The organism is Burkholderia sp. Ac-20349, assembly GCF_017104865.1.
Classification (GTDB): Bacteria; Pseudomonadota; Gammaproteobacteria; order Burkholderiales; family Burkholderiaceae; genus Burkholderia; species Burkholderia aenigmatica.
Genome location: NZ_JAAGPM010000019.1, coordinates 20,143 through 34,679, shown reverse-complemented (window position 1 = coordinate 34,679; position 14,537 = coordinate 20,143). Strand labels below are relative to the sequence as shown.

At 66.4% G+C, this 14,537-nt stretch carries 10 protein-coding genes and 1 tRNA gene; 7 read left to right on the top strand and 4 right to left on the bottom strand.

From position 1 onward, the window contains the following. Window positions 1-62: 62 nt before the first annotated feature. Entirely contained in the window at window positions 63-974 is a 912-nt protein-coding gene (locus G3N61_RS09790; RefSeq protein ID WP_089450254.1) for an aldose epimerase, read from the bottom strand. A gap of 478 nt (window positions 975-1,452) precedes the next feature. Between G3N61_RS09790 and G3N61_RS09785 the strand changes: the two genes are divergently transcribed. Continuing rightward, window positions 1,453-2,283: an undecaprenyl-diphosphate phosphatase gene (locus G3N61_RS09785; protein ID WP_043182315.1), complete on the top strand. Its 831-nt coding sequence runs from the start codon at window positions 1,453-1,455 to the stop codon at window positions 2,281-2,283. A 168-nt stretch (window positions 2,284-2,451) separates the two neighbouring features. Next, a tRNA-Arg gene (locus tag G3N61_RS09780) sits at window positions 2,452-2,528 on the top strand. 45 nt (window positions 2,529-2,573) lie between these two features. On the opposite strand, the gene glmS is transcribed toward G3N61_RS09780, so the two are convergent. Both glmS and G3N61_RS09770 read right to left on the bottom strand, forming a co-directional pair. Then, a complete protein-coding gene (glmS, locus tag G3N61_RS09775; RefSeq protein ID WP_205822294.1) occupies window positions 2,574-4,391 on the bottom strand; it encodes a glutamine--fructose-6-phosphate transaminase (isomerizing) in 1,818 nt (605 codons plus the stop codon). A 49-nt stretch (window positions 4,392-4,440) separates the two neighbouring features. Beyond that, complete coding sequence (locus G3N61_RS09770; RefSeq protein ID WP_205822293.1) at window positions 4,441-5,529, bottom strand: hypothetical protein; 1,089 nt, start codon at window positions 5,527-5,529, stop codon at window positions 4,441-4,443. Window positions 5,530-6,860: 1,331 nt separating this feature from the next. On the opposite strand from G3N61_RS09770, the gene wecB reads away from it, so the two are divergent. Next, complete coding sequence (gene wecB / locus G3N61_RS09765) at window positions 6,861-8,078, top strand: UDP-N-acetylglucosamine 2-epimerase (non-hydrolyzing) (protein WP_043182337.1); 1,218 nt, start codon at window positions 6,861-6,863, stop codon at window positions 8,076-8,078. A 109-nt stretch (window positions 8,079-8,187) separates the two neighbouring features. Here wecB and G3N61_RS09760 read toward each other — a convergent pair whose 3' ends face one another. Next, on the bottom strand, window positions 8,188-8,463 hold the full coding sequence (locus tag G3N61_RS09760) for a hypothetical protein (protein WP_143330983.1): 276 nt from the start codon (window positions 8,461-8,463) through the stop codon (window positions 8,188-8,190). 458 nt (window positions 8,464-8,921) lie between these two features. On the opposite strand from G3N61_RS09760, the gene G3N61_RS09755 reads away from it, so the two are divergent. The 4 genes from G3N61_RS09755 (at window position 8,922) to G3N61_RS09740 (ending at window position 14,477) form a co-directional block, all read left to right on the top strand. Next, window positions 8,922-9,383, top strand: a complete 462-nt coding sequence (locus tag G3N61_RS09755; protein WP_089450262.1) for a (2Fe-2S)-binding protein — start codon at window positions 8,922-8,924, stop codon at window positions 9,381-9,383. Next, on the top strand, window positions 9,380-11,704 hold the full coding sequence (locus G3N61_RS09750) for a molybdopterin cofactor-binding domain-containing protein (RefSeq protein ID WP_205822292.1): 2,325 nt from the start codon (window positions 9,380-9,382) through the stop codon (window positions 11,702-11,704). The genes G3N61_RS09755 and G3N61_RS09750 overlap by 4 nt, the downstream gene beginning before the upstream one ends. Window positions 11,705-11,772: 68 nt before the next feature. Beyond that, window positions 11,773-12,540, top strand: a complete 768-nt coding sequence (locus G3N61_RS09745; protein ID WP_205822291.1) for a class II aldolase/adducin family protein — start codon at window positions 11,773-11,775, stop codon at window positions 12,538-12,540. A 107-nt stretch (window positions 12,541-12,647) separates the two neighbouring features. Beyond that, entirely contained in the window at window positions 12,648-14,477 is a 1,830-nt protein-coding gene (locus G3N61_RS09740; RefSeq protein WP_089450265.1) for an acyl-CoA dehydrogenase, read from the top strand. Window positions 14,478-14,537 lie beyond the last annotated feature (60 nt).

Sequence of the window (14,537 nt, the reverse complement as noted above, 5' to 3'; positions counted from 1 at the left end):
CCGTTGCCGGGGCCGTCGCGCGCCGGTTCGGCGCGCTGCGTATTGACGTCTCGGCGGGCGTATCAGCCGGCGAGCGGGAGGACGCGAATCCTCAGCGTGGCCGTTTCGGTCGCGCCCGGCGCGAGCATGCGCAGCCCGAGGCCGTTGTGGATCGCATCCGGCAGCCCGAGCCACGGTTCGACACAGTAGAAGTCCGAATCCGGCTTTTCGGTCCAGGTCGTGACCGCGTACCACGGGATCGAGTCCGGCACGTCGAGCGCGATCTCGATCGTGCGGCGGCGGCCCGGCATCACGATGCGCACCGGCGTGGCCGGCGCGCCGTCGAGGCAGTGGAAGCGGTCGAGAATGTCCGGGTTGTCGAGGCGATAGCGGGCTTCGCCCGGTTCGGCCGTACTGATCGAACCGTCCGGGAGCTGTGCGCAACGATGCGTCGGCGGCAGTTCGAGCGTGGTTTCGGCGCGCTCGCCGTGCGGCAGCGCGAAATAGAAATGATGGCCGGCGTAGTAGGGCAGCGGCGTGTCGCCGCGATTGGTCGTCGTCAGGGCGACTTCGAGCGTGTGCGCGTCGGCCAGCCGGTAGGTCGTTTCGAACCGGAAGTCGAACGGGTAACTCGCCCGCAGCGCGTCGGTCGCGTCGAGCGTCATCGACAACGCGGCGCCATCGGCCGACGGTTGCGCGGCGAACGGCAGGTCGCGCGCAAAGCCGTGCATCGGCAGGTCGCGCACCACGCCGGCGGCGTCGCGCCAGCGGCCGAGTTCGCCGTCGACGCGGTGACGGCCGAGGAACGGGAACAGCAGCGGGTTGCCGCCGCGCACGCGCGCAAGATTGCTCCAGTCGGCCGTTTCGGGCCAGAAGATCACCGGTTCGCCGTCGACATGCCAGGACAGCAGGCGGCCGCCGAATTGCGGAGCGACCCGGACGAGCGACGGGCCGGCGTGAAGTTCGTGAATCTCGTGTTGCTGGAAGGTCGGCATGGCGAATCGGGTTGGGCGGGTGGACGGGAACGGCGCGCTCCATTATCGGGCCGTGGCGGCTCGGGGAAAACCCTTCTCGGGAAATCGCGAGTTTTTAAGACTGTCAACGGTCGGGATAATGCCTCTAAACCGGTGAGGTTGCCGGGTCATGACACTTCGTGGAGGGGGCCATGGATCTGGCAATGGCAATGGGTATCGCACTGTTCGGCATGTTCACCGGCAGCACGGTATTATTTTTCTATCAGCTCGGCCGCTGACGGCAATTCCTGCCGAAGTCGAAAGGCCCGCCATGCAAATGGCGGGCTTTTTGCTTTCTGTGTGCTTACAAATTGCAAGCGTTTGTGTGCATGGCCGCAATAACCTGCCAAATGCCTTGGCGCAGTAATCCTGGCTCGGCATAATCGGGGCGCGTTTTTTCGGACGCGCATCGCGTCGTCCGTCTTTCTTCCCGCTTAATCTCGACTAAAAGGACCGACGCGTGAGTCTCTGGTTTCTGGTATTCCTGAGCGTCCTGCAGGGCGTCACCGAACTCTTTCCCGTCAGCAGCCTTGGCCATACGCTGCTCGTGCCGGCACTGTTCGGCATGCATATCGACAAGCACGCGCCGCAACTGCTGCCGTTCCTCGTTGCGCTGCACCTTGGTACCGCGCTGGCGCTGCTGTGGTATTTCCGCGCGCGCTGGATCGCGCTGATCAGCGGCTTCTTCGCGCAGCTCGGCGGCCGCAAGAACGACGACGGGCACCTGATGTGGGCGCTCATCATCGGTACGATTCCGACCGGCATCGTCGGGCTGCTCCTCGAGAAGCGCATCGAACGCGTGTTCCACGACCTGCGGATCGTCGCGATCGCGCTGATCGTGAACGGCGTGCTGCTGTGGCTCGGCGATCGCATCCAGCGCAGCCGCGCGCATCAGGCGCCCGAGAAGATGACGTTCAAGCAGGCGTTCTTCGTGGGTCTCGCGCAGATCGGCGCGCTGATTCCGGGTTTCTCGCGCAGCGGGCTGACGATGATCGCCGGCAATGCCGCGGGGCTGACGGCGGAGAAGGCCGCGGAATTCTCGTTTCTGCTCGGTACGCCGATCATTTTCGCGGCGGGGGTGCTCGAGCTGCCGAAGCTGTTCCATGCACGCGACCAGCTTGCCGATGCGCTGCTCGGCGGCGTGCTGACGGCGATCGCCGCGTACCTGAGCGTGCGGTTCCTGATGCGCTATTTCGAAGGGCGCGGCCGGCTGGCTTCGTTCGGCGTGTATTGCGTGATCGCCGGCGTGTTCTGCCTCGGCTGGTTCATGATGCATCCGCAGCCGGTTTGATGTCGCGGTGGCCCATCTCGCGTGATGTGACGCGATGATCGGGTATAATTTCGGGCTCGGCTTCATGCCGGGCCCGTTTTGTTTCGGGGCTTTGGTTTTGGCGGTTCTGCCGTCGCTCGAAGCCCTGCGTCAAATGCGGTCCGTGTCGGCCGTGTCTTTTCTCCCCGACCGCCCTTAGCTCAGTTGGATAGAGCAACGGCCTTCTAAGCCGTAGGTCACACGTTCGAATCGTGTAGGGCGGGCCAGTTAGATTTCTCGAAGTCCTTCACCAGTCCGCCCCGGTTACCCCCTCACTCAACCGTCACCGATTTCGCCAGATTCCTCGGCTTGTCGATATCCGCGCCGCGCAAACACGCCGCGTGATACGCGAGCAGCTGCAACGGCACGACATGCAGGATCGGCGACAACAGCCCGTAGTAATCCGGCATCCGCAGCACCGACACACCTTCGCCGTTGTCGATCCGCGTATCCGCGTCGGCGAACACGTAAAGCTGCCCGCCGCGCGCACGTACTTCCTGCATGTTCGACTTCAGCTTCTCCAGCAGCGCGTCGTTCGGCGCGATCGTCGCAACGGGCATCGTGTGGGTCACGAGCGCCAGCGGCCCATGCTTCAGTTCGCCCGCGGGATACGCCTCCGCGTGGATATACGAAATTTCCTTCAGCTTCAGCGCGCCTTCGAGCGCGATCGGGTAGTGCAGCCCGCGCCCGAGAAACAGCGCGTTCTCGTGCTGCGAGAATTCCGCCGCCCAGCGCTCGATCTGCGGCTCGAGCCCGAGCACATCCTCGAGTGCGCCAGGCAGCCGCCGCAGTTGCATCGTATAGCGCGCAAGCTGCGCATCGTCGACGTAGCCGCGCAGCCGCCCGAGCGTGACCGCGAGTATGAACAGCGCGACGAGCTGCGTCGTAAACGCCTTGGTCGACGCGACGCCGATTTCCGGGCCGGCCCGCGTCAGGAAGCGCAGGCCGGTCTGCCGCATCATCGCGCTGGTCGGCACGTTGCAGATCGCCAGCGTGTCGATATGGCCGAGCGCCTGCGCGTACTTGAGCGCGGCGAGCGTGTCGGCGGTCTCGCCGGATTGCGACACGCTCACCACCAGCGTATTCGGCATCGCGAGCGCGTCGCTGTAACGGTATTCGCTCGCGATCTCGACCTGTGCGGGCACGCGCGCGATCGTTTCGAGCCAGCGGCGCGCGGTCAGGCCGGAGTAGTGACTCGTGCCGCACGCGAGAATCAGCACGTTGTCGATCTGCTCGAACGCCCGCGCGGCGTCGGGGCCGAATACGGCCGGATCGAACAGCCCCGCATCCGGGATGGTCGCGGCCACGGCCTGCGGTTGCTCGAAAATCTCCTTCTGCATGAAATGCCGGTACGGCCCGAGTTCGACGGCGGCCTGCGCGGAGGAAATGGTCTGTACCGCACGCTCGACCGGCGCGCCGCCGCGGTCGAGCACGCGCACGCCGCCCGGCGTCAACTCGACGATGTCGCCTTCCTCGAGGAAGATGAAACGGTCGGTGATGCCGGCGAGCGCGAGCGCGTCGGAGGCAAGAAAGCATTCGCCGTCCTTCACGCCGACGACGAGCGGCGAGCCCACGCGCGCACCGATCAGCCGTTGTGGCTCGTGCTTGCTGAATACGGCGATCGCGTAGGCGCCGTGAAGCTGCGACGTTGCCGCGCGCACGGCGGCGAGCAGGTCGCCGCGATACTGGCTGTGGATCAGGTGCGCGACGACTTCGGTGTCGGTCTGGCCATCGAATTCGTAATGCTCGTCTGAAAGTTGCTTGCGCAACGTTTCGTGGTTCTCGATGATGCCGTTGTGCACGAGTGCGATTTCATCGCGCGAGAAGATCGGATGCGCGTTGCAGGTTGCCGGCGCGCCGTGCGTTGCCCAGCGCGTGTGCGCGATGCCGGTGCTGCCGGTCAGGCCGGCGGTGCGCACGTGCGCGTCGAGGTCGGCGACGCGCGACACGCTGCGCTCGCGACGCGCCTGGCCGTCGACGACCGTCGCCACGCCGCATGAGTCGTAGCCGCGATATTCGAGACGACGCAAACCTTCAATCAGAATCGGGACGATGTCCCGTTGCGCGACCGCGCCGACGATGCCACACATGACACGTCTCCTTCCCTTGTAGCCATCATGGACCGCGCGCACCGTTGCGTCAGCGCGATGCGGTCGCCGTTGCCGCTGCCGTCGTGAATCCGCATCGAGCGGGGATGACGGGGGCGGCCATCCGTTTTTCGAATGCCAGATAAAGCGACTCCTCCAGTACGTTCCAGTGTGCGCCGTGCCGGTATGGCGCTGATCGCGCTTGCCAGCAGGCGACCGTGCCCCAATCGTTCATCTTGACCGCGACCAGCGCGATCAAGCCCCACGGATAATCGGTGTCGGCGAGTTGCGGCCAGCTCTTGCCGTACTTCCTCATCCACTGCGCGTAGATCGTCTCGCCGGATTGTTCGGGAACCTGAATATCTGACAGAAGCGGAAGGATCTGCGCAATCTTCGCAGGATAGAAACTCGTGTCGCTGACCTGCTGCGTGCTGGCGCGAAAGCCGAATTCCGTGCCGCGCCAGAACACCTTCAGGATCGCGGATGCCAGCCGGTCGGCGCGCTGGCTCCAAGGGCCCGCGTGCGTGTAGTCGGCGCGCCGGACGTAGTACGCCGAGAGTGCCTGGAACGCGCTGTGTATCTCGACGTTGTCCATCAGCAACGCGACGTGCAGTGACGACGAGATCTGATAGACGCCGGAGGGTTTGTCGAGCAGCGTGTCCAGATGCAGGCCGGCCCGGTTCATGCTCAGTTCCCACGCGGCAGGCAAGCCGTCAGGTGGCGCGAAACGGGCGAGCAGTTCGATCCAGGTCGCCATCATCGCGTCGTCGGTTTCCGCGTCGGCACATGCGCGGTAGCGGCTGTTCTTCACGCAGTAGCGATCGAACCCGCCATCCGGACGCTGGCGCGGCAGCAACCATGCGATCCACGCGAGTGCAGCCTGACGGGCGTCGAGCTGCGCGTCGGACGCGGCGAGCAGCGCTTTCGCCGCGAAATACGGGTCGATGCCGACGCCGTTCTGGCGCACGGTGATCGCGCCGTCGGTACGCTGGTACATCCCGTTGAGCCGGAGTTCGGCGGCGCTCGCGTGCAGCGCGAAGCCACACGCGGCGATACAGCAGGCGACGTGCCACAGGCGGCACAGCGCGACGGTGGCCGCTACGCGCGAGCGTAAGGTCGGGCAAAGCGCGGGCCGGTTCATGGTCTTGGGCGCCTGCGCGGCGGTCCTGTTCAATCGTCGCCGGGCGCGGCGTTGGCCGCGTCGCACCTGGCGAGCGCGTCGACGTTGTGGCTCGGTTCACCGTGGCGCGGGTGAACCCGAGGCGGGTACCGATAGCTGCGTTCACGGGCCGGTTCTTTACAGCGGAGCCGGAACCAGGCTCGCGGATCGCGCGTACTTCAACAGGACACGTCGGCACGTTCGGCACGCAGGAGCGCTTGTCTGTCGCTCCAGGCGGACGCGTTGCGTTTCGTTCCTGCTTCGTTGCTTGGGCGTCCCCGTTCGTCCGCTGTCGGGCGGGCGCTTCGGGGCACACCTGACTGTCATTAAGCAAGGCGTGAGCCATCGGCCGAGATGCCGCGCGCAGCAAGGGGCGGGGGTGGCGTCCGGATGCTTGGCGCGGACGGAGGCGGCGGATTTTGATTCATCGAAGAATCAGCGTGCACGGGCCGAATACCCGAGCGCGATCGGCGTTACGGCCCGTAAGCGTCATGCGTCGAGCGAATTGTCTGCCGAACCTGTGCGACCTCGGCAGCACGACTCCGCTCGGTGACGTGCATCGCGTCGTTCGTTGCGTGTGCATCGGCCGGAATGTCGCTGTGTTCCATGAGGGCGCATGCGTTTCATGGACCGGAATCTGATGCCGCACGCCCCGTTCCGGACCCGCGTTACACATTCGCAACATTTCCCACCCTCTTGATTCGTGCGACGTGAACGACGTTGCACGCCGGGTAAATCCCTCGTGCATGACTGCGGCCGAGGGGTCGATGGCACCGCTCGCTGCACAGACAAAAGTGGCGGATCAAGGAAGCGCAACGCGCTTCGACAGATGCGTGAGATGCGATGCGCGATGAACGCTCGACATGGGGTCGCGATTCGTCGGACGACGTCGCCGAGGGAACCACGCGACTGCCCGGATAGGTGCCTGTATCGCGTGTATCCGGCGCTGCGACACGCGTAGCAGTTGTGAAACATTCCGTCGTGCGCCGCGTGTGCGCAGTGCACGCAGTGTGAACCGCACACGGCTGCAGGGCGGCTGGTTTGAATATTGCTGTAGTGGTGTGGAAGGGAAGTGAACAACAGACGTGACGCCAGGCTCAGCGAGGAACGACTCATGACGTGACTGATCAAGTGCAACGGGACGCCGGTAGTACGACGATTCGCGTGGCGTAGACCACGCGGACCGGGCGGCGCGCTCGCTCCGCGACATCGCAACGTGTCGATCGTGTGCGAGTACGGGAGGTGCCGCCTGAATACATGCTTCGCGCCACGGGCAGGGTCATTCAGCGCGAAATGGCTCAACGAGGATAACGATGAAGAAGATTTTGCTTGTGTTCGGGACTCGCCCGGAGGCCATCAAGATGGCACCGCTGGTGCGTGCATTGAAAGCGCAAGCGGGTGTCGACGCCAGGGTATGCGTGACCGCGCAGCACCGCGAAATGCTCGATCAGGTGCTGACGCTGTTCGACATCAAACCCGACTACGATCTCAACGTGATGCGCCAAAGTCAGACCCTGACCGACGTGACGACGGGCATTCTGCAGGCGATCGGCATCGTCTTCGACGAATTGCGTCCGGACGTCGTGCTGGTGCACGGCGATACGACGACCACGCTCGCGGTCAGTCTTGCGGCGTTCTATCGCTATCTGCCGGTCGGGCACGTGGAGGCCGGCTTGCGCAGCGGCGACATCTGGTCGCCGTGGCCGGAAGAGTTGAATCGCCGCGTGACCGATGCGGTGTCGTCGTGGCATTTCGCGCCGACCGGGCAGGCACGCGACAACCTGCTCAGCGAGGGCGTACCGGGCGGGGCGGTCGTGCTGACCGGCAATACCGTGATCGACGCGCTGCACGAGGTCAAGCGCATGCTCGATTGCACTGCGGCGCTGACGGAGCGGGTCGCGGGACAGTTTCCGTTTCTCGAACCGTCGCGGCGCGTGGTGCTGATCACCGGCCATCGTCGCGAAAGTTTCGGTGAGCCGTTCCAGAATTTCTGCGATGCGCTGTGTACGCTGGCGAACCGCTATCCCGATGCGCAGTTCGTCTATCCGTTGCACATGAATCCGAACGTGCGGGAGCCGGCGCGCGCACGGCTCGGCCACGTGGCGAACATCTACCTGATCGAGCCGCAGGAATATCTGTCGTTCGTATTCCTGATGTCGCGCGCGCATTTCATCATCACCGATTCGGGCGGCATTCAGGAAGAAGGGCCGGCACTGGGCAAGCCGGTGCTGGTCACGCGCGAGACGACGGAGCGGCCGGAAGCGATCCAGGCCGGTACCGCACGGCTCGTCGGCACCAATCAGGAGCGGATCGTGTGGGAGGCCTCGCGTCTGTTCGACAGCGAGAGCGCGTACGGGGACATGGCGCACGCGAGCAATCCGTACGGCGACGGTCATGCGAGCGAGCGGATCGTTCACGCGCTGATGCGTAATCCGGGGGCACCCACGAAGGCGACGAGCTTTTCGATGGGGACGTCGGAGATGCCGCTCAATCCGCTCACGCTGGGGTTGCAGGCGCTGAGGTCGCGCTGAACGTGCGGTTGCATGAAGCGCCTGCGCTCGGCTTCGACACCATGTGAAGCGGACGGTGTTTCGTTCATGATTCGTCAGGCGCGGCGGCGCGGGACGGACGATGCCGGACTCAATCGAGACGGTGCGTTTCGATCGCGCCTATCCGGCTTTCGCGTGTCGGAGCGACGGTTGCGCAGAAGCTGGTAGATGACGGCGTCGTCGCGGTAGTCGGCGACATCAATTCGGGCGTGTCCATATTCGCGGGATGTCCCGCCCGGTCATGGCGTTCGCCCCCTTGGGCACGCACCACATCCGTCGTGGGTGGAGCGGCTACCTCACGCGCCCATCGCTCGCCGGGACCGACATGCCAGTCGGTCTCGTCCGCATGATGCACGTCATGCGTCATCGATTCCTCGTCGGCCTTTCCCCCGGTTCGTCACGTCAGTGCCGATACGTCCCGTCTGCGCAAAACTGCCGCACATCAGTTAGAGTTGGAGCCCGGGTCATTCCGCATACGATTCCGGCTCCCCGGCGCGATGCAGACGCCGCCGGAGCTGAACATCGCACGCAGGTGCCGCGATACGCGGCGCCGTTTCTGGCAGTCCCGACAGGGTCGCGTTGCCTGAATGACGGTTGGCATGGGGCAGAATCCGGGCGGGTGCGTGTCCGCTATCAATCCGGATCGCGTGTCCGATAGCCATCCTCGGCCAGCCGTACCGATAACGACGCATTGACTGCCGGTTCTGCCGGCGGAGCAGCCTACACGACGGCACCGGGCCGGCGCAGCAGAACGCACCCGTCGCCGTTCGAATCCCCACCGGGCACCCGTGGTGCGATGCGGGCGCCTCGACCAGGAGGTGAACGATGATCACGCTGACCGTCAACGGTAGCGAACAGCACTTCGACGGCAATCCCGACATGCCGTTGCTCTGGTATCTGCGCGATGTCCTCGGCCACACCGGCACCAAGTTCGGCTGCGGTATGGCACTGTGCGGCGCGTGCACCGTCCACCTCGACGGTGTCGCGATCCGGTCGTGCATCACGCCCGTCGCGGCCGCTGCCGGCAAGCGCGTGACGACGATCGAGGGCCTGTCGACCGATCTGACCCATCCGCTGCAGCAGGCCTGGCAGGAACTGAACGTCGCGCAGTGCGGCTACTGCCAGTCCGGGCAGATCATGCAGGCCGCGTCGCTGCTGAAGACGAATCCCCATCCGACCGACGCCGACATCGACGATGCGATGTCCGGCAATATCTGCCGCTGCGGCACCTACACGCGCATTCGCGCGGCGATCCGTCTGGCGGTGCGCCGCGGAGGTGCCGCATGAGCGCGCCCGAACTCTCCGTCCATAACGAAAGCCGCCGTGCGCTGCTGCTCGGCTTCGCGTCCGGCGGGCTGCTGCTCGCGTTCGGCGTGCCGTCGCTCGTGCGCGCGGCCGTGCCGGTGCAGCCGCCCGTCAGCGCGAATCCGCAGTACGGCGGCGCGGGGATGCCGCACGGGTTGCGCGACGATCCGCACCTGTTCGTCGCGATCGCGCCGGATGACACGGTCACCGTGACCTGCATCCGCTCCGAGATGGGGCAGGGCGTACGCACGAGCGTCGCGCTCGTGGTGGCGGACGAACTGGGCGCGGACTGGGCGCGCGTGAAGGTCGCGCAGGCCGTCGGCGACGAGCCGCGCTACGGCAACCAGAACACCGACGGGTCGCGCAGCCTGCGCCAGAGCTTCGCCGCGCTGCGTCGTGCGGGCGCGGCCGCGCGCACGATGCTCGAACAGGCTGCCGCTGCCGCATGGGGCGTCGATGCGCGTCAGGTCAAGGCGACGGTGCACGAGGTCGTCGACACGAAGAGCGGGCGCAAGCTCGGCTTCGGTGAACTGGCAGCGAAGGCGGCCGCGCTGCCGGCACCGGATCCGGCAACGGTGGTGCTGAAGGCGCCGGCCGAATTCCGCTATATCGGCAAGGGCGAAACGGCGCTGATCGACGGGCGCGACATCGTCGGCGGCCGCGCGCATTACGGCATCGACACGCGGCTCGACGGGATGCTGTATGCGGTCGTCGCGCGACCGCCGGCCTACGGTGACACGGTGGCGTCGTTCGACGCATCGGCAGCGGAGAAGCTGCCGGGTGTCGTCAAGGTCGTGCAGCTTGCGCCGACGCCGCTGCCGTCCGGATTCCAGCCGCTTGGCGGCGTGGCCGTCGTCGCGCGCGATACGTGGACAGCGATCCAGGCACGCGCGCAACTGAAGATCGACTGGAAGCGCGGGCCCAACGCGACCTACGACTCGGCCGCGTATCGCAAGACCCTCGAAGCGGCGGCCGCGCAACCGGGCGACGTGATCCGCAACGACGGCGACGCGGCGGCGGCGCTGGCCGGCGCCGCGAAACGCGTGCGCGCGACGTACTACGTTCCGCACCTCGCGCACGCGACGATGGAGCCGCCCGCGGCTGTCGCGCGCGTGGCGGACGGCCGCTGCGAAGTGTGGACCTGCACGCAGGCACCGCAGACCACGCGCGACGAGATCGCGAAGGCGCTCGGGTTGCCGACGGAGCGCGTGACGGTCAACGTGACGCTGCTCGGCGGCGGGTTCGGCCGCAAGTCGAAGCCCGACTACGTGGTGGAGGCGGCGCTGCTGTCGAAGGCGGTCGGCGCGCCCGTCAAGCTGACGTTCACGCGCGAGGACGACATCGCGCACGACTATTTCCATGCGGTGTCGCTCGAAGCGTTCGACGGCGGGATCGATGCGTCGGGGAAAGTGGTCGCGTGGCAGCATCGCACGGTCGCGCCGTCGATCCAGTCGACGTTCAGGGCCGGCGTCGTGCACGAGCAGCCGGGCGAGCTCGCGCAGGGCATTGCGGACCTGCCGTTCGCGATTCCGAACGTTCGGATCGAGAATCCGGCCGCGGAAGCGCACACGCGGATCGGCTGGTTCCGCTCGGTCTACAACATCCCGCATGCGTTCGGCATCCAGAGCTTCGTGTCGGAGCTGGCGCACGCGGCCGGCCGCGACCCGAAGGATTTCCTGCTCGACCTGATCGGGCCCGCGCGGCGTTTCGAGCCGCACATCGCGGTGAAGAACGTGAACTACGGCGAGGATCCGGCGTTGTATCCGGTCGATACCGGGCGGCTGCGGCGCGTGGTCGAGACGGTCGCGCGCGAAGCCGGCTGGGGGCGCAAGCTGTCGAAGGGGCACGGGCTAGGGATCGCCGCGCATCGCAGCTTCGTGTCGTATACGGCGGCGGTGTGCGAGGTGCAGGTCGATGCCGACGGCAAGATCACGGTGCCGCGGGTCGACATCGCGATCGACTGCGGGCCGCAGGTCAATCCGGAGCGTGTACGCTCGCAGCTCGAGGGCGCGGTGGTGATGGGGCTCGGCATCGCGCTGCACGGCGAGATCACGTTCAAGGACGGCCATCCGGAGCAGAGCAACTTCAACGGCTTCCAGGTACTGAGAATGAACGAAGCGCCGCGCGAAATCCGCGTGCATCTCGTCGCGCCGGACGATTTCGCGACGCCGCTGGGCGGCGTGGGCGAGCCGGGCCTGCCGCCCGTCGCGCCGGCGTTGACCAATGCGATCTTCGCGGCGACCGGCACGCGCATCCGCAGCCTGCCGATTGCCGATCAGCTCGCGAAGTCCCGGGCAGGGTGACACAATCCCCAGGCCGGGCCGCATCGTGCGGCCCGGTACGCATCCATCCTTGAACAAGGAGTGTCGACGTGGCCTCATCCGATGTCAGCGTGAAGCAGGCAGTTTCTTCCACCGAATGGGACGCGCGAGTCAACCTGGCGGCGGCTTACCGTCTCACCGCGCTGTTCGGCTGGGACGATCTCGTGTTCACCCATATTTCCGCGCGCGTGCCCGGCCCGGAGCATCATTTCCTGATCAACCCGTACGGGATGATGTTCGACGAGATCACCGCATCGTCGCTGGTGAAGGTGGATCTCGACGGCCGCAAGGTGTCCGAATCACCTTACGAGATCAACCCGGCCGGCTTCACCATTCACAGTGCGGTGCATGCGGCCCGCGACGACGCGCTGTGCGTGATGCATACGCATTCGATCAACGGCGTCGCGGTGTCGGCGCAGGAAGCGGGGCTGCTGCCGCTGTCGCAGCAGTCGCTCGGCGTGCTGGCATCGCTCGGCTATCACGACTACGAGGGCATTGCGCTCAACGAGGGCGAGAAAGCGCGCCTCGTGCACGACCTAGGCGCCAACACGAACCTGATGCTGCGCAACCACGGCCTGCTGACCGTCGGTGCGACGCCGGCAGACGCGTTCGTCGCGATGTACTTCTTCGAAGCGGCCTGCATGATCCAGGTCCGCGCGCAGGCCGGCGGCTCGGCGTTGTTGCCGATCGGGCAGCCGATTCTCGACGGCATCAAGCAGCAGATCGCCGCCGTGACGCGCGGGATGGGCGCCGGGGCGCTCGTCTGGCCCGGTTTGCTGCGCCGGCTCGATCGACGCAATCCCGGTTACGCGGACTAGCGCATCCGCCGTTGTTGTTTTAGAACGACCGTGCTAAATTCCTGCCAGCCCTAGCAGTCACGGAACCCTTCATTCGGCTGACGAAGCCGGCCCCGGGAGGCAGCACGATGAGCTTGTTGATGTCGCGACGCGATCTCGCGTTCCTGCTGTATGACTGGCTCGACGCGGAAGCGCTCGTCGCGCTGCCGCGTTACGCCGAGCACAGTCGCGAGACCTTCGACGCGGTGCTCGATACCAGCGAGCGGATTGCGGAAGACCTGTTCGCGCCGCATGCGGCGCGTGGCGATCGCGAGGAGCCGCAGTTCGACGGCGAGCGCGTGACGCTGATCCCGGACGTCGAACCGGCGGTGCGCGCCTTCGCGGACGCCGGGCTGATCGCCGCGGGCCATGACGAAGCGCTCGGCGGCATGCGCTTGCCGAAGCTGGTCGAAGCCGCGTCGTTCCTGTTCTTCCAGGCCGCGAACATCGCGACGGCCGCCTATCCGTTCCTGACCGTCGCCAACGCGAACCTGCTCGTCGCGCACGGCAGCCCCGCGCAGATCGACGCGTTCGCGCGCCCGGAACTGGAAGGGCGCTACTTCGGCACCATGTGCCTGTCCGAGCCGCAAGCCGGTTCGTCGCTGTCCGACATCGCAACGCGTGCGGATTTCGAAGGCGACTCGCCGCTTGGCCCGCGCTACCGGCTGACCGGCAACAAGATGTGGATCTCGGGCGGTGAACACGAGCTGACGGAGAACATCGTCCACCTCGTGCTCGCGAAGATTCCCGACGAACACGGCCGGCTGCTGCCCGGCACGCGCGGGATCTCGCTGTTCATCGTGCCCAAGTACCTGCCGGGCACCGACGGCGCCGCGCTGGGCGAGCACAACGACGTGGTGCTCGCCGGGCTGAACCACAAGATGGGTTATCGCGGCACCACCAACTGCCTGCTGAACTTCGGCGAAGGCACGCGCTACCGCCCGGAAGGGCGTGCGGGCGCGATCGGCTATCTGGTCGGTCAGCCGAACCATGGCCTCGCGTACATGTTCCACATGATGAACGAAGCGCGCATCGGTGTCGGCGCGGGCGCGGTGGCGCTCGGCTACACGGGTTACCTGCACGCGCTCGACTACGCGCGCAACCGGCCGCAGGGGCGTCCGCTCGGGCCGGCCGGCAAGGATGCCGCCGCGCCGCAGGCGCCGATCGTCGAGCATCCGGACGTGCGGCGCATGCTGCTCGCGCAGAAGGCCTATGTCGAAGGCGGTCTCGCGCTGATCCTGTACTGCGCGAAGCGGGTGGACGAAGCACATGCGCACGCCGACGCGGACGTGCGCGCCGATGCCGCGCGCCTGCTCGACATCCTGACGCCGATCGCGAAAAGCTGGCCGTCGCAGTGGTGTCTCGCCGCGAACGACCTCGCGATCCAGGTGCACGGCGGCTATGGCTATACGCGCGATTACGCGGTCGAGCGGCTCTACCGCGACAATCGGCTCAATCCGATTCACGAAGGCACGCACGGGATCCAGGCGCTCGATCTGCTGGGCCGCAAGGTCGCGCAGGACGATGGCGCGTCGCTGCGTGCACTCGATGCGCGGATCGACGCGACCGTCGGACGCGCGCGGACGCTCGATGCCGGCCTGCGCGAGCACGCCGACGCACTGGCGCGGCGCTGGGCACGGCTCGGCGATGTCACGCGACAGCTGAGCGCGATCGGCGATCCGCAGGCGCGGCTCGCGAACGCGAGTGTCTATCTGGAAGCGTTCGGCCATCTCGTCGTCGCGTGGCTGTGGCTCGACGTGACGCTCGCCGCGCACGGGAAAGCCGACGATTTCCACGACGGCAAGCGTGCGGCCGCCCGCTATTTCTTCAACTGGGAATTGCCGAAAGTGGATGCGCAGCTCGATCTGCTGGCGAGTGTCGACACGACGACGCTCGAGATGCGCGACGCGTGGTTCTGATCATTGCTTCACCGACAGTCCGGAATGCCGACGAGGTCGCGGATGCCGATTCCACCGGCT